The sequence below is a fragment of the Secundilactobacillus oryzae JCM 18671 genome (genome assembly GCF_000740055.1).
In the GTDB taxonomy this organism is placed as follows: Bacteria; Bacillota; Bacilli; order Lactobacillales; family Lactobacillaceae; genus Secundilactobacillus; species Secundilactobacillus oryzae.
On record NZ_BBJM01000010.1, the window covers coordinates 19464 to 43408 of the forward strand.

Sequence of the window (23945 nt, forward strand, 5' to 3'; positions counted from 1 at the left end):
TTAAAAAATTAACATTATTTTTTTAGCTATTGAAATAGTTCGTTTTTACCTGTACACTTAAATTGCTCGATAAATTAAATAGAAAAAGGGGAGACAGTTCGATGCAAATCTTCAAAAGGTTAGCAACAATTGTTAGTGCACTTTTGCTCACGACGGTCCTAGTTGCTTGTGGAAAGAGCTCATCAAGTTCTTCAAAAAGTAGCTATACACCTAAGGAGTTAACGGTCCAGTTTGTTCCATCTTCTAATGCCAGCACCATTGAGGCAAAGGCAAAACCACTGGAGGGGCTCTTGAAAAAAGAGTTGGGCATTCCAGTGAAAGTTTCCGTTTCAACTGACTACAACACGATTGTAGAAGCGATGGGGTCTAAGAAAGTCGATGTTGGTTTCTTGCCACCTGATGCTTATGTGTTGGCACACAAGGAATATGGGTCAAAAGTGCTTCTCCAAGCTGAACGTTACGGTTACAAACAACCAAATGATCAGCCCACAAACAAACTCGTTGATTCTTACAAGTCACAAATTTTGGTGCGTAAGAACAGCGGAATCAAATCAATCGAGGATTTGAAGGGTAAGAAGATTGCCGTGCAAGACACTACGTCTACTGCCGGCTGGATTTACCCAGTTGTCGAGCTTTATCAACACGGGTTCAACATTAACAAGAAAGATGTTTCAACGGTTCAGGTTAAGGGTCATGACCAAGGTGTCATGGCGGTCTATAACGGAACTGCCGACGCGGCATTTGTTTTTGAAGGAGCTAGAACGCTGGTTCAAAAAGATGCCAAAGATGTCATGAGCAAAGTGGTTCCAATTTACACCACCAAAGGGATTCCAAACGACACGATTACCGTACGAAAAGATATGAGCTCAAAGTGGGACAAGAAGATTGCCCAGGCATTTAAAGCCATTGCCAAGACTAAAAAAGGTCATGAGATTATTTCCTCAGTTTACAGTCATGAAGGCTACGTAGATGCGAAGGACAGCAACTTTAAAGTTATTCGTCAATACGACAAAATTGCTAAAAAGATCGATCAATAATCACGTAAGTCAGTCATAAGAATTAGAAGGGGGAGACGCAACTTTGCGGACTCCCTTTTCCTTAAGCAGAAAGGAAGATCACAATGGTGGCGGAAAATTTTATTGAATTCAAGGATGTGGGGAAGGTTTATCCGAATGGAACAGTTGGCTTATCCCATATTAATCTGACGATTCCTAAGGGCCAATTTTTGGTGGTTGTGGGCTTGTCTGGATCTGGAAAGAGTACCTTGATGAGAACACTTAACCGAATGCACGACATCAGCTCAGGCGATATCATGATTGATGGTCAGTCCATTATCAATTACAAAGGCAAACAATTGCGCAATTTGCGACGCAAAATCGGGATGATTTTTCAAAACTTCAACTTGGTCAAACGGTCAAGTGTTCAACGTAACGTTTTGTCAGGTCGGGTGGGCTATTATTCAACCTGGCGAAGTGCGCTTGGTCTATTCAGTCAGGCGGACAAACAAAAGACGGTTGAGGCCTTGCGACGGGTTGGACTTGGTGAAAAATTATATACACGGGCGGATCAATTATCTGGTGGTCAGCAGCAGCGAGTTGCTGTAGCAAGGGCCTTCATGCAGGATCCTAAAATTGTGTTGGCTGATGAGCCTGTTGCCTCACTCGATCCACTCACGACGGATTCGGTTATGAATGATTTGAAAAAGCTGAATGACGATTTTGGCATCACGGTCATTGTTAACTTGCATTCACTTGAACTTGCTCGTAAATATGCCGATCGGATTGTCGGTTTGCGAGGCGGAGAACTGGTTTACGACAAGACCATCGATCAGGTTACGGATACTGATCTCGACAACATTTATCAATCGGAAGGACCAGAACCGGAATCGGAGGCAATTGTCATGCACTCCGCTACAGAGGGAGTGATCTAATGAACGAGGTTCCAAAGCGCTCTTTTGTGCAGCGTATTCATTTAAAACTGATTATTTGGCTTGGACTTTTCATTGGCCTGGTTTATTGGACAGCCAGTTTAACTGGGGTTAATTTGGTCATGTTCTTTGAAAATTTCGATCAGTTCACAGCCTTGCTTGATAAAATGGCGCGTCCCGACTGGTCGTATACGCAATTAGTTATCAACCCCATTCTCCAAACGGTTCAAATGGCGCTGATTGGGACAACTATCGGTACACTCATTGCAATTCCATTTTCAGTCTTAGCAGCGCGAAACATTGTGAAAAATCCGTTTATTCGGACGATTATCCGGTTTATTTTAAATTTGGTGAGAACATTACCAGATTTGATGCTAGCTGCACTATTTGTGGCCATCGTGGGAATCGGCCCTATTGCGGGGGTCTTCACACTCGCAGTTTTCTCGTTCGGGATGATTTCGAAGTTGTTCTATGAAGCCATTGAAACCATTGACGAGGGACCGCTTGAAGCACTCCAGGCAACGGGGGCTAATCGGAGTCAGGTGGTCATTTTTGCGGTCATTCCACAGGTCTTTAATTATTTCATCAGTTACTTCCTTTATACGTTTGAGATTAACGTTCGGGCTTCAACAGTACTGGGGTACTTAGGCGCCGGCGGAATTGGGGTCTACTTGCAACGGTCGTTAAATGAATTTGCCTATGATAAAACAGCAATTATCATTTTAGCAATTCTGGTTGTGGTGTTAATCATTGATACCATTAGCAATACGATGAGGGAGCGACTACTATGAAATCAGCGACTTTAACGACAAATCATCTGCCAAAGCAAAAGCAACTAAAATGGGGTTTTTGGTTTCTTATCATTGCTATCCTGTTTGGTTGGGCCTTTGCTGGGGTGCCGTTCCATGGCTTTCAAAATTCGGCAGCAGAGATTTCTAAATCAATTATGTACGGGATTTTTCATCCTGATTGGGCTTATGTCTATGATGGTAGTGGAGAAGATTTAGTTGGTCTAACGCTTCAAACGCTAGCAATGGCGTTCTTGGGAACTTTTATTTCCGCACTATTGAGTGTCCCGTTTGCCTTTTGGGCAGCCCGTAAAGGTAGTCAACGGATTCATTTACGGTCGACATCTGGAAAAGTCGTTTTAACCTTAATCCGGACGTTCCCAGAAATTGTTCTCGCTATTATGTTCATTAAAGCGGTTGGCCCTGGTTCGTTTGCCGGTGTCCTGGCCGTTAGTGTGCATTCAATTGGGATGTTAGGTAAATTGTTTAGTGAATCGATTGAAAATATGGATGGCGGTCCTGGCGAAGCCTTAACTAGCGCTGGTGGCAATCATGCCCAAACGCTAACTTTTGCGACATTGCCGACCGTAATTCCCGAATTTTTGTCGTACACGCTATACAGATTTGAAATTGCTGTCCGATCTGCCTCTATTTTGGGGATGGTTGGTGCCGGCGGGATTGGGACACCACTGTTATTTGCCATTCAAACCCGGAGCTGGTCTCGAGTGGGCATCATTTTACTAGGGATTATTGTAACGGTAACGTTGATTGACTTCGTCTCGGGTTCCATTAGAAAGCGGCTGGTGTAGGCTCATGAAACTGAGAATTTTATCAACGAGCGATGTTCACGGGTATCTTTATCCGACTAACTATAGTTCCAGAACGAATCAGCAAGGCTACGGGTTCCTCAAGATTGCCACTAAAATTGAGCAACTGAAGAATGCAGCGAATCCTGATGATTGGGTGATTTGTATTGAGAACGGTGACTTTATCCAGGGTTCACCCTTGACGTACTACACTGCCAAACAAGCGCCAAGATGGCGGTCCATTTACACTGCATTGACGAATGCAGTCGGCTTTGATGCAGGCATTTTAGGAAATCATGAATTCAACTATGGCATGGACTATCTGGCGGATTGTGAGGCAGGACGCAACTATCCCATTTTAAATGCGAATTTCAAGGCACCCGCCGGTTCGGACATTATCAATGCGCCATACCGAATTTTGGAAAAACAGGGTGTTAAAGTGGGCATTCTCGGATTAACCACCCAGTTTATTTCTCACTGGGAGTCGGTTGACCACATTGTCGGCTGGCAATTTAAGTCAGCGGTTGCCACTGCAAAAAAGTGGGTACCTTTGTTGCGAGAAAAAGTTGATGTCGTGGTCGTCGCGTATCATGGTGGTTTTGAACGAGACCTCCAAACGGGCGATCCAACGGAACCCTTAACTGGTGAAAACGAGGGATCCGCCTTATTAAGAGAGGTGCCGGGTATTGATGCTTTAATCACTGGCCATCAACATCGTGAGATTGCCACAATCAGCCTAGGAACGCCGGTAACGCAACCGGGTGAGAAAGGCCAAACAATTGGTGAAATCACAATAGACTTGAGTGATGAGCATAAGATTATTGCTACGGATGCGCAACTGATTTCCATGGCTGATGTGCAACCAGCTGCCAAATATGTACGCCTGATGACTAAGTTGAACGATGAAGTCGAGAATTGGTTGGATCAGGAAATGGGACAAATCAATGGCGATATGCGCATCACTGACCCGTTTGCTGCGCGCTTTAACGGTCACTCCTACCTAACGTTTATTAACGATGTCCAAATGGCAGCCACTGGGGCGACCATTTCTGGGACTGCCCTTTTCAATGATGATGTGCTGGGGTATGGTTCAACTGTCACCATGCGCCAAATTCTCAATAGCTATGTTTATCCAAATACACTTGTTGTTGCCCGTGTCACTGGTGCGGAGTTGCGGCAGGCTCTTGAGCGTTCTGCTAGTTTCTTTTCAGTCACGCCTGATGGGAAGGCTGGTATTTCGGCAGCCTTCAGTAAACCTAAAGTTCAGTACTACAACTATGATGTTTATCGTGGCATTGTGTATGAATTCGATTTGCGAAAGCCGGTTGGCAATCGGGTGACGAACTTATTGATTGACGGCAAACCGCTTTCGGACGAGGCAAAAGTTGACGTTGCCTTGAATCAGTACCGGGGGATGGGCGGTGGTGGCTACGATATGTTCGGGCCAGATAAAATCGTCAAAGAAGTGCAAGTGGACATGACGGAATTGATTGGTGACTACTTTAAAAGCCACCCAATTGTTGAAGCTAAGCAAGATCATAATTTTAAAATTCAGTTATAAAAAGTCAAAAAATACTCCTAATCGCTTGAGCATGATAAAGTCTAGTCTGCAGCTTGAGTGAAAGGGAGTATTTTTTTGAGAACACAACAATATCCTGCTTATCAGCAATTATACTTTGGCGCTATTTTGGCAGCCATTGCAGGTGGCGTGGACGCCTATACCTATTTGGAACATGGCGGCGTTTTTGCCGGCTTGCAAACTGGGAACCTGATTTTAATGGGTGTGAGTTTGAACCAGGGAGAAATCGGTAAGGTTGGCCGATACGCATTAGCTATCTTTGCCTTTATCCTCGGGACCATCTTAGTCAAGGTTGTGCAACACTTTATGCATCAAAAGCCTATGCGTCAGGCGTTTCTGGTTTTGATTTATGAATTAATTTTAATGATAATTGTTATCTTAATGGGGGTTGGTGCTTCTAACGTCCTCATCATTGTGCTACTGGCAATGACGATGGCGGGGCAGCTTCAACAATTCCGACAGTTGGAAGGCAATCCATTTACCTCGCTCATGATGACAGGAAACATTCGAAATCTCGCCGATAATTTATATGAACTCTTGATTAAACAGAATCGTGGTGTGCAAAGTCGACTCAAATCAATCGGTATTGTCATTGGCGGTTTCTTGGCTGGGGTCGTTTTGACGGCATTAGCAGTTTCGTGGATCCAAACTGCAGCATTGATTGTGCCAGTACTTTTGGTCATTGGTGGAATGGTCTATTTAAACCGTCACCGCTACGATGGTGTTGTTCAAATGGACAGTGAAACGGAGGAACTAACGCGAGCATCCAGAATGAGTAGAAGACACTAAAAAAAGGGCTATGACAAAATTTGTCATAACCCTTTTTTATCAGTCTAGTCGTTAAAGTTATCCGCTTCAACATCGCGAATAAAGTTTGCCAAATGATCGTAGTAAACGGGTGCATTATCAATCATGTGGTGGTGACCACCCTCTGGCGTTGTTTCCAAACGCGCGTGAGGAATGGCTTTTTGCATCTTACGAGCAGATTCCAATGGCATGGTTTCGTGTTCGCCAAAGGTAATCAGGGTTGGTACCTTGATGTCCTTCAGCTTGTCAGTAAAGTGCCATTGATCCAATTTACCTGTAATGACGAATTCGTTATCACCTTGGAAAGCGTTGTAAACTGGTGTTGCCATAGTTGAACCTAAGTGGGCAATGGCTGCTGGCTTTTTACGGTCAACATAACCATCATTCAAAATATCCACATAGCTTTGGTACTTGGCGTCATCGTATTCACCGGCTGCTTCGCGTTCCTTCATGTAAGCAACTTGATCAGCCGTTAAAGCTGTTTCACGAACTTGGTTAATGTGCTTAACGTAGTCGTCAATGTCATCGACCATTGATGAAATGATTGCGCCCTTCAAATGATCGCCGTATTTAGCAGCGTACATTTGAACGAGTGCGCCACCCCATGATTGACCAATCAAATAGAACTTGTCGATGCCAAGCTTTTGGCGAACTTCTTCAACCTCGTCCAAGAAGTAATCGTAAGTTAAATATTTGTCAGCAACTGCTTTGTCGCTGTAGTCGGGTTGGTCGGAATAGAAGGAACCCAATTGATCGTACATGTGCACTTGTACGTTTAAGCCTTGTTTCTTGAGTTGTTGGGCAGTATCTTCCCAGTACTCGTGAGTGCCACCAGGACCACCGTGTAAGGCCAACAGGTGAATGTCGCCTTCACCTTGCGTGTTGGTCCATAAATGGTAGCCGTTATCTAATGTCATAATCGTTGTTCCTTGTTTCATGGTATCCCTCATTTCAACATAGATTAACAACAATAATAGCACTAATCATTAGATAGGGCGTGCAACTTTCATGAAAATCGGCTAAAATCAGGTAAACTAAATCAAAACTAGGGGTAACACACAGGAGGACTTTATTTGAAAACGGCAGTGATCACAGATACAGCAAGCTACTTAGATCCAGCAATTGCAAAAGCGGCGGGAATCCATATCGTTTCCATTACCGTGATCTTCGAACAACAAACCTACCTTGAAAATGAAACCATTACCTATAAAGAATTTTACGATAAAATGCGAGCGGACAAAAATATGCCATCGACCGCGCAAGTCACAATGGCACAGATGCAAGCGGAATTTGATCAGTTGGCTGAAGAAGGCTACGACGAAGTGATTTGTGTGAACCTTTCTAGCGGAATCACAACGTTTTTCGAAAACCTGAGTGCGTACGCGCAAACGGTAGAAAACATTAAAGTTGTGCCATTCGACTCGAAGATGGCTAGCGAAGGGGAAGCTTGGCTAACCTTACTAGCTGCCAAGATGGCTCGGGCTGGTAAAAATGCCGATGAAATTGTGCCAGAATTGGAAAAATTACGCGATGCCAACCACGTTCGTTTTGCGGTGGACAACCTGTCCCACCTTTTGAGGACTGGTCGTATTACCAATAGTTCCGCATTGATTGGGAACTTGTTGAGAATCAAGCCGATCCTCACGTTTGAAGACGGAAAGATTGTCGCATTGTCTAAAGAACGGACGATGAAGCGCGCACTGAACAAAATCAAAGAAAACATTGCGGAATCCTTGCCTGACATGAATTATCCGGTTCGAATTGGGATTATTAATGGCAATAACGCAGAGGAAGAGGCACGCTGGGTTGAAGCTATTGAAGCAGAAAACTTCATGGCCGGTGGACAACCCGTCACGGTTGAAACTGGCGAGATTGGGCCATCGATTGGCGTCCATACCGGTGAAGGCGTGATGGGTGTCGTTTGGAGTCGAGATTGGGATAAAATGTAGAAGTTGTGACAGAAGTCCAATGAAAAAACGGAGAATGACGTCAAAGTCGTTCTCCGTTTTAGTTTGCTTATTTTGACTGAAGCGGTAATTCAATGGAACAATTAGCCAAGTCCAACTGGTACGTGATCGCCTGATTGCCACGAACGGTCATTTCCATATCGGTGGCGTAGACAATTACGCCAACTTGATGACCTTTTAGCAGGCGAAAGACGGTTGGCTGTAGGCCTAACGTTAAATCGTAGAATTGATTAGGTACAATTTCATTGGTTTGGTAAGCATTGGCCAGATTTTGCAGGTTAATGTGACCCAGTGAAATCAGTTTGGCATCACTAGCCTTGGTGAGGGCAAATTCCTTCAAATCATCTTCTCGCCAACGGAAACCTTCATCGAGTGCATGACGGCTAATAAGCTGTGGGCTCACTGACAGGCGTTTGGCCTTGCCGTAGTCTACTAGTCTGACACTCAGTAGGCCGACATCTTGACTAGAAGCAACCCGCAGTTTTAATTGTGGCCGGCCACCAAGCACAAGTTCGTGGTCGAGTGGGGCGGATTTAAATAGTAACCGATTACTGCTCATTGGCGAATCCGTTGCTGTCATTAAATCATGGCGCCAAGTAGCGTAGTCAGATTTGTAAGCTGAAAACGCGTCGTCCGTCAGATGATCTGTAAACTGGACTGTATTGGTGGCTGACGCCTTTTCGAGGAGTTGATTTTCGTCAAAATGGTAAGTTAGGTAAGCATCACTATTGCCCCAATCAGTGTAAGTATCCCACGTTTCGGGTTTGGTATTATCCTGAACCAGGACATCTGGCAAAATGTCGTTGGCATGATTATCCACACCCATCAGTTTATTGGATAGCCACAGGTTGACAATATCAGTGTAATCAACGGAACGGAAGTTGTTGATGTAGATGTGCTGACCTTGATGCAAAATTAGTTTTTGTTGAACCGGTAGTGATTGCAGTCCTCGCCAGAGTTTCCAAACGTTTTTTGGCTTAACGTTCCAATCATTGAGGCCATGGATCATCATAATGTCGGCCTTGATGTTTTTCAACTGTTTAAGATAATTCCGCGCGTCCCAAAACGGGGTATAGTTGCCAGTCTCACGGTCTTGATCTCGACCCATTTGTTCAAGACTAGCCAACCAATCAGCTTTGATTGGATAGTAGTCGGACGCTTGTTTTTGGCGTGAAAAGGTTTCTTCAGCCAGTACGTCGGCATCCTCACCTTGGAAACCACCGGGTGCGATGACCAGGCCATTTTCACGATAGTAGTCGTACCAACTTGAAATGGCAGCTTCGGAAATGATGGTGTCAAGCCCCTTCACGCCACTAGTTGCGGCAGCAATCGCAAGCGTTCCTAAGTAGGAGCGGCCCGTAATAGCGGTATGGCCATTTGACCACCAGGCTTCGATGAGGTCGTTATCAGTCTTATTGGTGAAGGCTTGGCGATCTCCTGCCAACCACTCAATGATTGCGACGGTTGAGGTCGTTTCCTCGGGATCACCAGTTGTTCTGAATCCATCCGATTCCATGGTGCCGATACCAGCAGCGTAAACGACTGCGAAGCCCCGGGCTAGGAAGTAGTCGTTCAAGGTGTATGAAGACTCACGGGCGAAACTTTGTTCAGCGTGGGTGGCGACGCCGTTTGGCACTCGCTTTGGTGGTAAATCAACCTTGGCGGGCTGTGCAGCATCGAGTTCAGCTAACGTGGGCGTAATCACGGGTTTCTTTTGCAGAGGGACATCGACATTGTGCGTCAGTTTCGCGCCATCCTCATCATTGGTTCCTTGATTGTAGGGTGAAGCAGTATAAAGTACGGGAACGGAAAGACCATCATCCGTTTCGACGGGGCGTAAAATTTCAGCTTTTAGAAGATCACGTTTGCCGTCATGGTCAGTATCTTGATCCGATTCCACGTAAACGACTTCACGAATGAGTTGCGTCGTATCGAAGACGGCTTGAGCCTTACCATTGAAAAAGAGGGGCTTAGGCAAATCAGTTTGCTTTGATAGTTCGGCAAAATAACCTTTAGTCGTCAGGTAGTCGAGGAAAACCTGACCATTTTTTGTGTGCGTGGTTAATAGGAGGTACCAAGCGTGGAGCAAATCCTTAGTGGTTAACTGCATGGCCGCAATAAAAGGTAAGGCCATCTTGCTCATGGCGGCAGTTGGGTTGTCTAATGAGAAGTCCAAATCTACTTCAAATTGGAGTAACTGCATGGCCAAGTTATAAAAATGAGCCTGAGAAATTTCGTGCTCGTTCTGAATAAAATCGTATGTATTAGTATGGGCATCAACGAGCAAGGTGCTGAGTTTGAAATCAACGCCCTGTTGCGTTGGCATTTCAGGATAACAAAGATGAAGTAACGCCGCTAGCACTTCAGTAGGTGATTGGGTCACAATGTCAGTAGTTTCGATAAAATGAATGCGCTGAAGTTCAGTGAGTTCCGTCTCAAAATCGACCTCAAGACGCGCAAATTGATTAATTTTCATAGCAAGACCTCCATTTATTCTAATTATACGCTAATAATTCCGACGAGAGTGCCATAAAGTCGAATTGATTGACTTTAAAAGCCGATAGCGTAAGCTTTTAGGTGGTAGAATGAAGGTATTAATATTAAAGGGTGAGATTATGAAAAAGCGAAACATGATTGGATTAGTTACAATTAGTTTGGGATTAGCCATTATTTTAGCCGCATGCGGCGGTAAGACGAGCAACACGCAAGATAGTACTTTAACGGTGGGGACGAATGCCAACATCGGGTCGGCTAACAGCGTGAAATACTCTGATACGGGGAGCGTTGAAGCCATTCAAAATACGTTTGAGGGCCTTTACCGGTTTAACGCGAAGGGCCAACCAGTTAAAGCGCTGGCGAAGACGGTTTCGACCAATAAGGATAAAACCGTTTATACTTACACGCTACAACACAGTAAGTGGTCTAACGGTCAATCTGTTACAGCTGCCGACTTTGTCTACGCTTGGCAACAGCTAGGCAATCCAAAGACGGCGTCACCAAACGCACAGCGACTGGATTTTCTTAAAAATGGGTACGATGTGCGTAATGGCAAGAAACCAGTCAGTCAATTAGGTGTTAAAGCACTGGGTAAGTATCGCCTGCAAGTAACGCTAGAGTCACCGATCACGTATTTGCCTGAGATTTTGACAGGGGCACCGTTTATGCCATTGAATAAGGCCTACGTTGAAAAAATGGGTAGTAAGTACGCCACGGATTCGAAACATTTAATTAGTAACGGACCATTTCTATTGAAGAAGTGGACCGGGACTAATGATACTTGGGAGTACGTGAAGAACAACGATTATTGGGATAAAAAAGCCGTCAAGACTAAGAAGATTGACGTCCAAGTCGTTAAGAGTGTGGCAACGGGTGCTAACTTATTCGAGACGAAGAAGTTAGATTACACAATGTTGAGCAACGAGTACGTTTCTCGTTATCAAAACAAGGCTGGTTTTCACGTCAAGAAATCGCCTTCAATTGGCTATCTTGGCTTCAACACCAAGCGAAAAGTGACGGGAAACCGCCACGTTCGTTTGGCGCTCGCCATGAGCTTCAACAAAAAAGCATTGACGAAGCAAGTGATGAAAGATGGCTCAACGCCATTGAACGGCATCGTACCAGCCAACTTTACGTTCAATCCTAAGACCGGAGAAGACTTCCGAAAGTACAGTGGTGATTTGGTACCATACGACCTTAAGAAGGCTAAGGCAGAATGGGCACTTGCCAAGAAGCAGTTAGGTATCAAGTCTGCCAGCATCCAGATTTTGGCAGCTGACACCCCAGAAGCCAAGCAGGTGGTTGAGTATCTTCAGGCAGAGTATGAGAAGAACTTGCCAGGGTTGCACGTGACGATTCATCAAGTGCCATTAAAGCAACGTTTGCGAATGACCACAGCGTACAACTTCGACTTTGTCTATGGTACCTGGGCACCTGATTTCGCCGATCCAATTAACTTTATCGGTGATGGTGGGGCTTACCACTTAGACTCAGATTACAAGAACAAGACTTACTGGAACGATTTAAAAGAAGCGCGTGGAAAATACGCAACGGATTCGACCGAGCGTTATCAGGTATTGAAAAATGCCGAACAGCAGGTGGTCCAGCGTGACGCCTTTATGGCACCTGTATTCCAAGGCGCCAATGCCTATCTACAGAATCCGAAAGTGAAGGGACTTGCCGTTTCACCATACGGGACGACATTGTTCTATCGAAACGTCAAAATTAATAGTTAACTTTGAAGGGCGTCGCGTGAGCGACGTCCTTTTTCTATCCGTCTACTTTGCCTCTTTGAGAAAATAAGCTATTATAGGAGTTAATTAATTTCGCTTAAAGGACGGACCCCAACATGCATAATCGAATTATCGTCATCACTGGCGCAACCGGGACGGGAAAAACAACTGTGAGTGAGTATCTCCGCGAGGCTTACCAAGTACCCCGTGTTATTACCCATACCACCCGAGTACCACGGGTCGGCGAGGTAGACGGCGTAGACTACTACTTTGAAACGGACGATACGTTTGCAAAACGTCACTTTTTAGAGTCTGTTATTTACGACGGTCACCAGTATGGATCATCTTATGAAGCTCTTGAACGGGGCTGGGCTAATTCACCATTTTTAAGTATTGTTCTCGATACCCAGGGTGCGATTACGTATGCAGAAAAATTGGGTGATCAAGCCGTTATCATTTTTCTGACGGTTTCACAGGGACAAACGTTGCAACAGCGGATTACGGAACGTGGGGATGATCCTAACGCTATCGATCATCGTCTGGAGAGTGACGAGTACCGCCGCGACCTAGAACTGCCTGCAGAATTACAGGGAAAGGCCAAGGTTGTTTTAAATGACCACTTGGCGGAGGCCAAAAAAGCGTTGGACGGCATCATGGCCAGCTTGCAGGTTAACGCGGAATAGTTGGCTTTTGGCTGAAATGTGATAAACTATGTAAAACGTAATGATTATTATTTAGAAAACAAACGGAGGCTCCTATGCAACAAACGCTTGCAGATGCACTGGACATTTTAAAAAGCAATCATTTGAAAATCACGAAGCAACGGCGAGCACTTTTAGACTACTTGCTGGACCATCAAGATCATTATCATGAAGTGACCTTAGTGGACGAGTACATGCGTGGCCTATTTCCTGGTATGAGCCATAACACGATTTATCGCAACTTGAAGGAATTTGAAGACGCCGGCATGGTCGAACAACGAATTCAAGGTGGTCAAGGCGTCGTTAAATACCAATGTGATTTCCAGCACAGTCATCATCACCATTTTATCTGTGAGAACTGTGGTAAGGTGGAGGAAGTGGACGATTGTCCAATGGATCGATTCCAAGCTGCACTACCAGGCTACAAAATCAACACCCATCGATTTGAAATCTATGGTCTTTGTGCGGATTGTAACGCTAAGTTGAATAGTTGATTGAGCCAATAAACCTTAGTGAAATATTAAGGTTTATTTTATTGTATATTCAGATTTGTTTGCGATACTATTAGCAACTAGTTTTAAAAAGGAGGAGCACAAATTGGCATACAGAACACCGCCGTTTCTCACGCCTTTCGCAATCCTATCGATTGCCCTGGCGCTGAGTGCGACCAATGTTGTGGTGAACTCGGTTTCCAAAACCAATGAGGGCTCACCAAGGACCGAGGAATCAAGTAGTATTAGCTCCAGTTCTTCGTCCATCCCAAGTTCAAGTTCTAGCTCTAGTGATAGTGAAAGTGAGTCTTCTGATGAAGATGAGAGTTCCAGCAGTTCTAGCTCAAAGAAGGCGTCGAGCACAACGGAAACATCATCAGCAAGACGGACATCATCGGCAACCAATAAAAAATCAACCAGTACAAATACAACGAACGAAGAGTCATCTAGCGGCACAAACGAGGAATCGTCTAGCACGACTACCACGGATGATGAAGAGCAAGATGCATACTAGCGAGGAGGGATAAGCAGTGTTTAGTTTTCTTGATATGGTCAACCACTATCTGGGTTATTTCAATATCAACATTAAGTTTAAAAATCGAATCTACACCGTGCTAGGGATGCTTGGCGACTTATACCTCTTCTATGTTGCATTTAGATGGCTAAGCAATCAGTACTATTTACGCGGGTCACTCATCATGTTGGCGGCCATTATCCTATTGTATTTTTCCATCATGAACATTTTCTATTATTTCACGACGAAAAAACCGCCATTTGATATCTCCCCAGTAATTGAAAGATTTATGGGAAAAACGTTTGGCTTTAATCCGCAGGCGGAAGCTGAAAAGAAGGAACTTGAGGCAACACGTTCCCGAATGGCGCAAAATATTCCGGCTAACGGCTATTTTGACCAGAAGAAGGTATTACCAGGGAAACTGCAAATTTCATCGTTACAACAGATGAATATTGATGAACTAGCAGGTCGCTTGCAACAACAAAATCTCATTACGACTGATTATAGCGGTTTGTCAGAGGACCAAATTGGGCGCCAACTAACCGCCAACGATAAACCCGTTTACGCAATTGGTCCTGGCGTCTTGTTACCATACTTTGAAATGCGTGAACGTGACGGTCAGCTCGTGATCTTCGGTGGGATGAACCAAGCAGAGAAACGAGAAATTGGCGTTGTCTCGTCAGTCGGATTACAGCCAGTTGCTGCAGTTAGAGATCGCGTTCAACTTTATCTAGCGGCGGCCACGTTAATGGGCGGTCCATTTAAGGTGATGGGACGGAATCAACCAATTGAGCATGATGAACCGTTTACCATTACGGTACAACTCGCATACGAAAAGAAACATTAGTATAATAAGTAAAGATAAAACGGCTAAAATCCAGGTTTTAGCTGTTTTTCTTTGTTCGAAAAAAGCCGATAAACAGCCGATTTGATAGGGTTTTTGAACAATAAATTTTGACCGCTAGGGGTTTTTGGTTTAGAATATTCAACAGAGACACAATTTGATGTTAGAAATTGTGACAGGGGATGTGCTTTGATCCCCTGATTTTCATTTATAAGTCTCTTATGAGAAGAGAAAAGTGGAGGGTTTAACTATGTCAATGATCGAATTTCATGACGTTCAAAAGTATTACGGCGACTATCACGCATTGAGAAATATTAACCTAACTATTGATGCTGGCGAAACGGTGGTTTTAATCGGACCATCTGGATCTGGTAAGTCAACACTCATCCGAACCATTAATGGTTTGGAACGAATCGAAGAAGGACAACTTATTGTAAACGGTCAAGATTTGGCCAACAAAAAGACTGACATGAACCGTATCAGAAAAAATGTCGGAATGGTTTTCCAACACTTTAATTTGTATGCTAACAAGACCATTTTGGAAAACATCATGCTCGCCCCACGCATCGTTTTGAAAAAGGATGAAGCTGCCAACAAGAAACTAGCAATGGATCTTTTGGATCGGGTCGGGTTAGCTGATCAAGCTAGCAAGATGCCAGCCCAACTTTCTGGTGGACAACAACAACGTATTGCGATTGCTCGCTCATTGGCCATGGAACCAAAGGCACTCTTATTTGATGAACCAACTAGTGCCCTTGACCCAGAAATGATTGATGATGTGCTTAACGTTATGAAGGATATCGCGCGCGATTCCTCAATGACGATGCTTGTGGTGACCCACGAAATGGGCTTTGCTCGCGAAGTGGCCAACCGAGTTATCTTTATGGCGGACGGTCAAATTTTGGAAGACGATAGTAAAGAGACCTTCTTTGATGGCCAACCGTCAAACGAACGGGCACGTCAATTCCTAGGGAAGATCATTACGCACAGTTAAGAGGGGTTTACACGATGAAAAAAATTATCCGTTACATCGGTGTGATGGCGGCCCTGTGTGCGGCACTTATTGTGCTGACTTCTTGTGGCGCCAAGCCATTATCCGAACAAAACGTTTTAACGAACTCTGAAAAGAGCAACACGATTACATGGGGTGTTAAGGCGGATACCAAGCTTTTTGGCTTAATGGATATCAAGGATAACCGAATTAAAGGGTTTGAAGTTGATATCGCCAAAGCCTTAACGAAACAAGTTTTAGGTTCAAAAGGTCAAGCTAAGTTTGTTCAAGTGACCAGCCAAACTCGGATTCCATTACTAGCAAATGGGAACATCGACGGGATTATCGCCACCATGACGATTACCCCCGAACGGGAAAAGCAGGTTGACTTTACAAACTCCTACTTTGATGCCGGTCAAGCATTACTGGTTAAAAAGGGGAGTCCAATTCATAACGTTAAGGACCTTAACCAGAAGGGCAAAACGGTTCTTGGTGTTGTGGGATCCAACTCTGTTGAAAATATTGGCAAGTACGCGCCTAAAGCGCGACTACTTCAATTGTCAGATTACGCACAAGCTTTGACCGCTTTGAAATCTGGTCAAGGGGATGCTTTGACGACTGATAACGGTATTTTATACGGGATGGCAGCCGAAAACCCCGGATATGTTGTTGTCGGTGGCACATTTACTGAAGAACCATATGGAATTGCTGTCAATCAAGGTCAGACTGAATTCAGACAATCATTGAATACGGCACTGGCCAAAATTGAAAAATCTGGCGAATACAACCGGATTTTGAAGAAGTGGTTTGGAAACGTACCAGGATTTAACTATGAGGAGGCCAAACGATGATTAATATCTTTCAAAACTATGGTGCAGACCTCCTTCTCGGTCTGGGAAACACACTGTTGTGCAGTGTCATCGCGCTATTCTTTAGTTTGATTATCGGCTCGATGTTCGCTATTTTCGAAACAACGCCAATTAAAGCGTTGCGAATCATCGCACGAATTTACATTGAAGTTTTTCGGAACATTCCATTACTGGTTATCACGATGTTCTTCTACGTGGTTATTCCGCTGATGGTTGCTAAAATAGACGGTTTTACTGCTGGTACAATTGGGTTGACCATTTACACGTCCGCCTTTATTGCTGAAACCGTTCGTTCCGGAATTAACTCAGTTGAATCCGGTCAGATGGAAGGGGCTCGTGCCAACGGAATGACATTCTGGCAAGCTATGCGCTACATCATCTTGCCTCAAGCGTTCCGGTACGTAATCCCACCATTGGGAAACCAATTTATTAACTTAGTTAAAAACTCATCAGTTCTGGCCTTCGTTGCTGGATTTGATTTGATGTACCAAGGAAACGTCATTGCATCCAATTCACTGCAAACAATCAATACTTACATGGCAGTCGGGGTGCTTTACCTTGTCATTACCATGCCGCTCAGTTACTACATGCGGCACCTGGAAAAGAAATTAGCATAGGAGGAATGGACAATGTTAAATGACTTTATCAACGCCTATTCCCTTATGAACCTAAGATATCTTCTTGCAGGGTTAGGCATCACAATTTTTGTTTCAATTATTTCCATCATCGGTAGTTACATTATCGGTGCCATTTTAGGAATTATCCGTTACGTTAAGATTAAGTACTTATCTGCAGTTGTCGGCTTCGTGATCGACCTGATCCGGAACCTACCATTGCTGCTGATTATCTTCTTTATCTATTTCGGTTTGCCAAGCATCGGTTTGAAGCCAAGTAGTATTTGGGCAACCATTATCGCAATGATTGTCTTTGAATCCGCTATGCTCGCTGAAATTGTGCGTTCTGGGATTCAAGCAGTTGATTGGGGCCAAATGGAAGGAGCCCGTGCAAACGGGTTAACTTACACCCAAGCGCTTTGGCACATCATTTTGCCACAAGCAATGAAGAAAATGATTCCTGCTATCGTGAGTCAATTTATTTCGTTGATTAAGGATACGTCTTTGGCAACGATCATTGTCTTGCCAGACGTCATGCACAACACGCAAATCGTGTATGGTCAAAACACCAACTACATCATTCCGATGTTCTTGATGCTTGCCATCATGTACTTCGTGGTGTGTTATGCACTTTCATTGGTTTCCCGTTACTTAGAGAAACGAATGGCATAAAGAAACAAGTTGCGTCATAAATCGTTTGCACTTGAGCTTTAATAAAAAGGACCAGTTTCAGTGTGCGTTCACTGAAACTGGTCCTTTTGAAATTAAATGAAAAATAACTAGGCGAATGATTAAGAATAGATTAGAATGATACTTAAATTCAAATTTTAATTTATGAGGTGAACTTATGAGTCGCAAAATAGCTGTTATTGGAATGGGAAACGTGGGATCAACTGCCGCTCACTACATCTTGGCGAACGGTTTCACTGATGACTTGGTGTTAATCGACACTAACGAGGGGAAGGTTGTTGCGGATGCCATTGATTTACAGGACGCAATGCCCAACCTGCCGTTTCACACGAATATTACCGTAAACGATTATGATGCATTAGCGGATGCAGACGTCATTATTTCAGCGCTTGGAAATATCAAGTTGCAGGATAACGCCAACAACGACCGTTTTGCTGAGCTACCATTCACAAGTGCCCAGGCCCGGAACGTGGCTCAAAATATCAAGAATTCTGGCTTTGATGGCAAAATCGTGGTGATTACAAATCCGGTTGATGTCATTACCTCAATTTACCAAGAGGTGACCGGCTTACCAAAGAGCCACGTGATTGGAACGGGAACGTTACTAGACTCTGCACGCATGAAACGCGCGGTTTCCGAGCAACTTCAAATTGATTCACGTTCAGTCGCTGGCTATAACTTGGGAGAGCATGGTAATTCTCAATTTACAGCTTGGTCAACCGTGCGCGTATTGGGTAAGCCTATTGCTGAAGTTGCCGAAGAGAAAGGCCTTGACCTGGAAGCACTGGATCATGAAGCCAAATCAGGTGGTTTCGTCGTCTTCAGTGGCAAGAAATACACTAATTACGGGGTGGCGACGGCTGCAGTGCTTCTTGCAAACACCATCCTGAATGACGCCTTAACAGAATTACCAGTTTCCAATTATCGTGAAGAGTACGGCACTTACTTGTCTTACCCAGCCATCGTTGGTCGTGACGGTATCGTTGAACAACTTCAATTAGAATTAACCGAAGAGGAACTTGATAAACTTCAAATTTCAGCCGACTACATTAAAACTAAGTTCGCTGAAAGCCAAGTCTAATTAAGACCAATTTAAAAACGGAATCATGCTAGCGTCTATCGTTAGCATGATCCCGTTTTTTTAGATTAAATATTGATTTAACCGGTCGTAATCAGTTCGTTCCAGTTCGACCTTAACCTTGGTTCCATCCTCAACGTATTCCGTCTCCAGAACGTTGGCGTGGTCATTCAGGTAAGAGACCACATCACCATTGGCAAATGGAATGAGGAACTCTGCAGTCACGTAGTTGGTGAAGACCTTCTCACGGACCATATCAACCAGCAAGTCCACTGATGTGGCATCTTTGGCAGACATGGTTAAGCTGTCACCTTCGCGACTAGGAAAAGCCCGGTCAGTAAGGTCAGCCTTATTATAAACCGTAATCATTGGTAGGTCAGGGACACCAATGTCGGATAGCGTCTTCATCGTCGTTGCCATCATGTTATCGCGATTGGCATCAGCCGAGTCAACGACTTGGATTAGTAGGTCGGCGTTAGCAGCCTCATACAGCGTTGATTTAAACGCCTCAACCAAGTGAGTAGGTAGATGATCAACGAACCCAACTGTATCGCTTAGAAGGAGTTGTTTTTGATCGTCAAAGGTCAATTGGCGCACGCTGGTATCTAGCGTGGCAAAAAGCATGTTCTTTTCGAAAACTTGCTTATCGTCGTTCATGCCAAATTGGCGGACGAGCGCGTTCATGATGGTTGATTTACCGGCGTTAGTATAACCGACCAGGGCAACCATGGGGAGGCCTTTGCGTTCCCGTTGTTGGCGCTTTGTTTGTTCAGACTTGTTGATTTCCTTCAGCTCATGGCGAACATGATTGATTTGGCGCTGAACAACACGGCGATTCAATTCAATCTGTGATTCACCCGCACCACGGTTGGTAAAACCGCCACCGCTACTTGTCCCGGTTTGTTGGTCTAACCGTTGAGAAGCGCTGGTATGCAAACGGGGCAATTGGTACTGCAACTTGGCTAGTTGCACTTGTAACTTAGCTTCGCGACTCTGAGCTCGGTCGGCAAAGATTTGGAGGATTAAACCGGTCCGGTCAATCACATCTTCTTTAACGACTTTTTCCAGGTTCCGAATCTGACTGGGCGATAATTCGTCGTTTGCAATTACCATTGTTGCTTCATCATCTAGCACAATCTGGGCTAGTTCTTCAACCTTACCAGAACCAAAATAAGTTCCGGAAACTGGTCGATCTAAATTTTGTGTCACTGTTTCAACGATTTCGATGTTATTGGCAGCGGCTAGAGCACTCAACTCTTCCATTGAGTAGTCAAAGTCACGCTGTCCGGTGTTTAAACCGATGGCAACAGCTTTAATTGTTTCGGTTTCAGCCATTAGCTCACCATCCTTTGTCTGTTTTCTTCCCACCATTATAGCATCTAACCAGTTCGAATGAATTTTTGTGTGAAGTAAATGATGGAATCCCTCATTATTTAAAAATTTTCAAAATAAAAATGACCTTAAAATGAGTATTTATTGGCTTTTTTAAAAAAATATTCAATCCATACATTGCCTGTATAGCGGGAATCGTTATAATTATAGCCGCTTTCATTAAAAATGGTGCATTGATTTTAATGGTTTTCTAATATACAATAAATTCAACTTTTTTTAAAAGTTACTACATAGGTTTCGAGGACCTAGAGAAGTAAAGGAGAGGTATACATGAAAATTAGTTCAGTTGCAAAACTAGGCGCAGTCGCTGCGGTTTCAGTTGTACTGTTGGCTGCCTGTGGTTCCAAAGATAGTAGTTCTTCGAGCAAGAGTTTGGCCAGTGACCAAATTCTGAACTTGCCCGAAAGTGCCGAACTTCCAACAATGGATAGTTCAAAATCAACAGACGTTGCGAGTGGCCGTGTGCTTAACAATGTTAACGAGGGACTGCTGAGATTTGGCAACCATTCTAAGCTTAGACCAGGGGTGGCTAAGAGCTATTCAAAATCTAAGGACGGATTAACTTGGACCTTCAACCTTAGAAAATCAAAATGGAGCAACGGCAAACCAGTTACCGCGCATGATTTTGTTTATGCCTGGCAACGGACCAACGATCCAAAGACCGCTTCTCAGTATGCTTACCTGTTTGACCATGTGAAGAACCAAGAAAAGGTTAACACTGGTAAGTTGCCGGTTTCCAAACTTGGCGTTAAGGCCGACGGCGATTACAAACTGGTCGTGACGTTGAGCAAACCACAAGCTTACTTTGACCAATTAGTTGCGAACGCACCATTCTTCCCACTTTTGAAGTCAGAAGTAACGAAGGACGGTAAGAAGTACGCTTCAAGTTCAGACAACTTAGTCTACAACGGACCATTCAAGTTGGAACACTGGAACGGTACTAGTGATTCATGGGACTACGTTAAGAACACCAAGTACTGGAATGCCAAGAACGTTAAGCTTAAGAAGATTCACTGGCAAGTCTTTAAGGATCCTGGTACTGCCTTGAACCAATTCAACAGCAAGAAGTTGGATGCAACAACACTTTCCGGCACTCAAGTAAAGCAGTATAAGAATGATAAGAACCTACACAATCGTTTATCTGCTTCAACTTTCTACCTCGAAATGAACGAAAAGAAAGATCCAATCTTTAAGAACAAGAAAGCCCGTCAAGCTATTTCATTAGTGATTAACAAGAAGCAATTTGTGAATGATGTCTTAGCAGATGGTTCAGTGCTTTCTAACAGTTTAGTATCTAAGGGCTTAGCTACACGCGATGATAAAGACTTTACAGAAGATGCCAAAGTTAGTTCTGCTGCAGAGCATAACGTGAAGAAGGCTCAAAAGCTTTGGAAGGAAGCCCTTAAAGAAGAAGGTAAGTCGTCATTATCATTAAATCTTCTTTCTGATGATACGGATGCCGCTAAGAAGACAACTGAATTCCTTCAAAGTCAATTGACGCAATTGGACGGTTTGAAGATTACCAACCAAAACTTACCATTCAAGACACGTTTGGATCGTTCCAAAAAAGGAAACTTTGACCTAGTTGTCTCAGCATGGGGTGCTGATTTCCCAGATCCAATCTCATTCCTTTCATTGTTCACTTCAGGCAACAGCTACAACAACGGTTCATGGAGTAACAAGGAATACGACAAATATGTTGAGAACGCTGAAGGCAGCGATGCCAACAATGCTTCTAAGCGTTGGGATAATCTCGTAAACGCCGAAAAGACCATCTTGAAAGATCAAGCCATTGTGCCACTTTACCAACAAGCAAAAGCACAATTGTTGAACTCTAAGGTTAAGGGATTAATCTACTTCCCAACCGGCGCACAATGGGATTACAGTCAAACTTACGTCGCAAAATAAATATAATTGAATACTTTGTAAGAGTATAAGGGGAGAGTCAAATGAATTTAAAAAAGCTTAGTGCAACACTCGCTGTTGCCGCTTCAACGCTACTTTTGGTCGCGTGTGGCAGCAATAAGTCTAGCGACACTGGCAGTTCATCAAAAGGAAACCTGGCGGCTGACTAAACGGTTAACTGGATGGAATCATCTCAATTGCCAAGCATGGACAGCTCAAAGGGAACTGATGAAATCAGTTTCAATATGATGAACAACACGAACGAAGGACTTGTTCGTTTAGGCAAGAACAACAAGGTTGAAGATGGCATGGCAACCAAGATGACACAATCGAAGGATGGCAAGACTTGGACATTTACATTGCGTAAGGGGGCCAAGTGGAGCAACGGCGACGAAGTAACCGCAAACGATTTCGTTTATGGTTGGCGTCGAACGGTTAATCCTAAGACTGGTGATCAATATTCATACATCTACTCAGGTATCAAGAATGCCGACAAGATTATTAACGGTAAAAAAGCCGTTAACACCTTGGGGATTAAAGCGGATGGTAAGTACAAGTTGACGGTCAGCTTGGAAAAGAACATTCCATACTTCAAGTATCTACTTGGATTTGTACCGTTCTTCCCTCAAAATCAACAATTTGTTGAAAAACAAGGTAAGGCTTACGGGACAAAATCAAGTGCAGTTCTTTCAAACGGACCTTACACTTTGAAGAAGATCCATGACCAAGTTGTGGCTGATTCAAACACCGCGTTAAACCAATTCCAGTCAGGTAAGTTAGATGCCGCTACGTTAACAGGACAACAAGTGAAGAACATGTTGTCTAAAAAGAACATGGTGGTTCGCCCAATGGGTCGTCTGGCTTACCTTGAGTTCAACCGGAAAGATAAAAAGGTTGGTAAGGCCTTCAGCAATGTGAAAATTCGTCAGGCGATCTCTTATGCCTTACAACGTAAGCAATTAGTCAAAAATGTCATTGCGGATGGCTCGTTAGTTGCCCCTGGTTTTGTTACCAAGGACTTAGCGAAGAATCCCAAGACTGGTGCCGACTTTACTGAAGATGCCGATGCAGATGGCGTAGGAATTTCTTACGACAAAGCAAAGGCACAGAAGTTAATGAAGGAAGGTCTTAAAGAAGTCGGGTTGAAGAAGCTCGAATTTACCTTGAGTGCAGATAATACACCACAGGAAAAGAACACAGCTGAATATATTCAAAGCCAACTTCAAAAGGTCTTCCCACAAGTGAAAGTTGAAAACTTAAGCTTGCCATACAAGACGCGTTTGCAACGCTCGGCTTCAAAGAACTTCCAAGCTGTCATTACCCTTTGGGGCGCTGACTATGCGGATCCATCAAACGATTTGAACATCATGACTTCCGACAACCCACAAAACAACGGTTCTTGGAAGAACGCGAAGTTTGATAAGTACATGGATGCAGCAAACAATGCTGGCGCTAACGAAGAGTCAGAACGCTGGAGCAACATGGTTAAGGCTGAACAGGAATTGATGAAGGACCAAGGTGTCGTTCCATTATTCCAAACTAGCAAACCACAAATGATGAATCCTAAGGTGAAGGGTGTCATTTACAACACCGCCGGAACACCATTTAACTTCAAAGAAATGTATGTCGTTAAATAGACTTGGCTGAAGTAAGGATTGACTTAGTCGTCGATCCTTACTTTTACATATTGAAGTGCTTTGGCTACACGTTTATGATGTAAATATTAGGTTTAAGAAATGATTTAGACTTTTAG

General features: G+C 43.9%; 21 protein-coding genes and 1 pseudogene. 19 read left to right on the top strand and 3 right to left on the bottom strand.

Annotated elements, in window-relative coordinates:
• Positions 1–101 precede the first annotated feature (101 nt).
• The 6 genes from LOSG293_RS03770 to LOSG293_RS03795 all read left to right on the top strand — a co-directional run bounded on the left by LOSG293_RS03770 (position 102) and on the right by LOSG293_RS03795 (position 5889).
• Positions 102–1037: a phosphate/phosphite/phosphonate ABC transporter substrate-binding protein gene (locus LOSG293_RS03770; protein ID WP_034527198.1), complete on the top strand. Its 936-nt coding sequence runs from the start codon at positions 102–104 to the stop codon at positions 1035–1037.
• Between the two features lie 83 nt (positions 1038–1120).
• A complete protein-coding gene (phnC, locus tag LOSG293_RS03775) occupies positions 1121–1930 on the top strand; it encodes a phosphonate ABC transporter ATP-binding protein (RefSeq protein ID WP_051907199.1) in 810 nt (269 codons plus the stop codon).
• Positions 1930–2718, top strand: a complete 789-nt coding sequence (gene phnE / locus LOSG293_RS03780; RefSeq protein ID WP_034527202.1) for a phosphonate ABC transporter, permease protein PhnE — start codon at positions 1930–1932, stop codon at positions 2716–2718. The genes phnC and phnE (LOSG293_RS03780) overlap by 1 nt, the downstream gene beginning before the upstream one ends.
• Positions 2715–3524, top strand: a complete 810-nt coding sequence (gene phnE, locus LOSG293_RS03785; RefSeq protein ID WP_034527204.1) for a phosphonate ABC transporter, permease protein PhnE — start codon at positions 2715–2717, stop codon at positions 3522–3524. Before phnE (LOSG293_RS03780) ends, phnE (LOSG293_RS03785) begins: the two co-directional genes overlap by 4 nt.
• Before the next feature lie 4 nt (positions 3525–3528).
• Positions 3529–5082 (top strand): bifunctional metallophosphatase/5'-nucleotidase, encoded by a 1554-nt coding sequence (locus LOSG293_RS03790; RefSeq protein WP_034527206.1) that lies wholly within the window; start codon positions 3529–3531, stop codon positions 5080–5082.
• A gap of 75 nt (positions 5083–5157) precedes the next feature.
• Positions 5158–5889 (top strand): YoaK family protein, encoded by a 732-nt coding sequence (locus tag LOSG293_RS03795; RefSeq protein ID WP_051907200.1) that lies wholly within the window; start codon positions 5158–5160, stop codon positions 5887–5889.
• Between the two features lie 44 nt (positions 5890–5933).
• Here LOSG293_RS03795 and LOSG293_RS03800 read toward each other — a convergent pair whose 3' ends face one another.
• Positions 5934–6845 (bottom strand): proline-specific peptidase family protein, encoded by a 912-nt coding sequence (locus tag LOSG293_RS03800; RefSeq protein ID WP_034527209.1) that lies wholly within the window; start codon positions 6843–6845, stop codon positions 5934–5936.
• 135 nt (positions 6846–6980) lie between these two features.
• Between LOSG293_RS03800 and LOSG293_RS03805 the strand changes: the two genes are divergently transcribed.
• A complete protein-coding gene (locus LOSG293_RS03805) occupies positions 6981–7856 on the top strand; it encodes a DegV family protein (protein ID WP_034527212.1) in 876 nt (291 codons plus the stop codon).
• 67 nt (positions 7857–7923) lie between these two features.
• Here the strand turns inward: LOSG293_RS03805 and LOSG293_RS03810 are convergent, their stop codons facing one another.
• Positions 7924–10350: a Xaa-Pro dipeptidyl-peptidase gene (locus LOSG293_RS03810; RefSeq protein ID WP_034527214.1), complete on the bottom strand. Its 2427-nt coding sequence runs from the start codon at positions 10348–10350 to the stop codon at positions 7924–7926.
• 109 nt (positions 10351–10459) lie between these two features.
• On the opposite strand from LOSG293_RS03810, the gene LOSG293_RS03815 reads away from it, so the two are divergent.
• The 10 genes from LOSG293_RS03815 (at position 10460) to LOSG293_RS03860 (ending at position 18898) form a co-directional block, all read left to right on the top strand.
• Complete coding sequence (locus LOSG293_RS03815; RefSeq protein WP_235786801.1) at positions 10460–12106, top strand: peptide ABC transporter substrate-binding protein; 1647 nt, start codon at positions 10460–10462, stop codon at positions 12104–12106.
• A 113-nt stretch (positions 12107–12219) separates the two neighbouring features.
• On the top strand, positions 12220–12786 hold the full coding sequence (locus LOSG293_RS03820) for an AAA family ATPase (RefSeq protein ID WP_034527216.1): 567 nt from the start codon (positions 12220–12222) through the stop codon (positions 12784–12786).
• A gap of 74 nt (positions 12787–12860) precedes the next feature.
• Positions 12861–13298: a Fur family transcriptional regulator gene (locus tag LOSG293_RS03825; RefSeq protein ID WP_034527217.1), complete on the top strand. Its 438-nt coding sequence runs from the start codon at positions 12861–12863 to the stop codon at positions 13296–13298.
• A gap of 103 nt (positions 13299–13401) precedes the next feature.
• The gene (locus LOSG293_RS03830) at positions 13402–13809 is read left to right on the top strand and encodes a hypothetical protein (RefSeq protein WP_081919883.1); all 408 of its coding nucleotides are present in this window, start codon (positions 13402–13404) and stop codon (positions 13807–13809) included.
• Positions 13810–13825: 16 nt separating this feature from the next.
• Positions 13826–14656 (top strand): DUF6681 family protein, encoded by an 831-nt coding sequence (locus tag LOSG293_RS03835; protein ID WP_034527223.1) that lies wholly within the window; start codon positions 13826–13828, stop codon positions 14654–14656.
• A 247-nt stretch (positions 14657–14903) separates the two neighbouring features.
• Entirely contained in the window at positions 14904–15647 is a 744-nt protein-coding gene (locus tag LOSG293_RS03840) for an amino acid ABC transporter ATP-binding protein (protein WP_034527226.1), read from the top strand.
• Between the two features lie 14 nt (positions 15648–15661).
• Positions 15662–16495 carry a transporter substrate-binding domain-containing protein gene (locus LOSG293_RS03845; protein WP_034527230.1) on the top strand — a complete coding sequence of 278 codons (834 nt, stop codon included), beginning with the start codon at positions 15662–15664 and terminating at the stop codon, positions 16493–16495.
• The gene (locus LOSG293_RS03850; RefSeq protein ID WP_034527233.1) at positions 16492–17130 is read left to right on the top strand and encodes an amino acid ABC transporter permease; all 639 of its coding nucleotides are present in this window, start codon (positions 16492–16494) and stop codon (positions 17128–17130) included. The genes LOSG293_RS03845 and LOSG293_RS03850 overlap by 4 nt, the downstream gene beginning before the upstream one ends.
• 12 nt (positions 17131–17142) lie before the next feature.
• A complete protein-coding gene (locus tag LOSG293_RS03855) occupies positions 17143–17799 on the top strand; it encodes an amino acid ABC transporter permease (RefSeq protein ID WP_034527235.1) in 657 nt (218 codons plus the stop codon).
• A 175-nt stretch (positions 17800–17974) separates the two neighbouring features.
• Entirely contained in the window at positions 17975–18898 is a 924-nt protein-coding gene (locus LOSG293_RS03860) for an L-lactate dehydrogenase (protein WP_034527236.1), read from the top strand.
• A gap of 60 nt (positions 18899–18958) precedes the next feature.
• Here the strand turns inward: LOSG293_RS03860 and hflX are convergent, their stop codons facing one another.
• Complete coding sequence (gene hflX / locus LOSG293_RS03865; protein WP_034527237.1) at positions 18959–20230, bottom strand: GTPase HflX; 1272 nt, start codon at positions 20228–20230, stop codon at positions 18959–18961.
• Between the two features lie 327 nt (positions 20231–20557).
• Between hflX and LOSG293_RS03870 the strand changes: the two genes are divergently transcribed.
• Together LOSG293_RS03870 and LOSG293_RS03875 are read left to right on the top strand one after the other, a co-directional pair.
• Positions 20558–22195, top strand: coding sequence for a peptide ABC transporter substrate-binding protein (locus tag LOSG293_RS03870; protein WP_034527239.1), 1638 nt, complete (start codon positions 20558–20560; stop codon positions 22193–22195).
• Positions 22196–22236: 41 nt separating this feature from the next.
• A pseudogene (locus LOSG293_RS03875) lies at positions 22237–23829 on the top strand (peptide ABC transporter substrate-binding protein).
• Positions 23830–23945 lie beyond the last annotated feature (116 nt).

Bases quoted from the DNA above. Each gene is read 5' to 3' on its own strand.
- LOSG293_RS03770 (WP_034527198.1), top strand. From the start codon at position 102: ATGCAAATCTTCAAAAGGTTAGCAACAATTGTTAGTGCACTTTTGCTC.
- phnC (WP_051907199.1), top strand. From the start codon at position 1,121: ATGGTGGCGGAAAATTTTATTGAATTCAAGGATGTGGGGAAGGTTTAT.
- phnE (WP_034527202.1), top strand. From the start codon at position 1,930: ATGAACGAGGTTCCAAAGCGCTCTTTTGTGCAGCGTATTCATTTAAAA.
- phnE (WP_034527204.1), top strand. From the start codon at position 2,715: ATGAAATCAGCGACTTTAACGACAAATCATCTGCCAAAGCAAAAGCAA.
- LOSG293_RS03790 (WP_034527206.1), top strand. From the start codon at position 3,529: ATGAAACTGAGAATTTTATCAACGAGCGATGTTCACGGGTATCTTTAT.
- LOSG293_RS03800 (WP_034527209.1), bottom strand. From the start codon at position 6,845: ATGAAACAAGGAACAACGATTATGACATTAGATAACGGCTACCATTTA.
- LOSG293_RS03810 (WP_034527214.1), bottom strand. From the start codon at position 10,350: ATGAAAATTAATCAATTTGCGCGTCTTGAGGTCGATTTTGAGACGGAA.
- LOSG293_RS03815 (WP_235786801.1), top strand. From the start codon at position 10,460: ATGAAGGTATTAATATTAAAGGGTGAGATTATGAAAAAGCGAAACATG.
- LOSG293_RS03820 (WP_034527216.1), top strand. From the start codon at position 12,220: ATGCATAATCGAATTATCGTCATCACTGGCGCAACCGGGACGGGAAAA.
- LOSG293_RS03825 (WP_034527217.1), top strand. From the start codon at position 12,861: ATGCAACAAACGCTTGCAGATGCACTGGACATTTTAAAAAGCAATCAT.
- LOSG293_RS03840 (WP_034527226.1), top strand. From the start codon at position 14,904: ATGTCAATGATCGAATTTCATGACGTTCAAAAGTATTACGGCGACTAT.
- LOSG293_RS03845 (WP_034527230.1), top strand. From the start codon at position 15,662: ATGAAAAAAATTATCCGTTACATCGGTGTGATGGCGGCCCTGTGTGCG.
- LOSG293_RS03850 (WP_034527233.1), top strand. From the start codon at position 16,492: ATGATTAATATCTTTCAAAACTATGGTGCAGACCTCCTTCTCGGTCTG.
- LOSG293_RS03855 (WP_034527235.1), top strand. From the start codon at position 17,143: ATGTTAAATGACTTTATCAACGCCTATTCCCTTATGAACCTAAGATAT.
- LOSG293_RS03860 (WP_034527236.1), top strand. From the start codon at position 17,975: ATGAGTCGCAAAATAGCTGTTATTGGAATGGGAAACGTGGGATCAACT.
- hflX (WP_034527237.1), bottom strand. From the start codon at position 20,230: ATGGCTGAAACCGAAACAATTAAAGCTGTTGCCATCGGTTTAAACACC.
- LOSG293_RS03870 (WP_034527239.1), top strand. From the start codon at position 20,558: ATGAAAATTAGTTCAGTTGCAAAACTAGGCGCAGTCGCTGCGGTTTCA.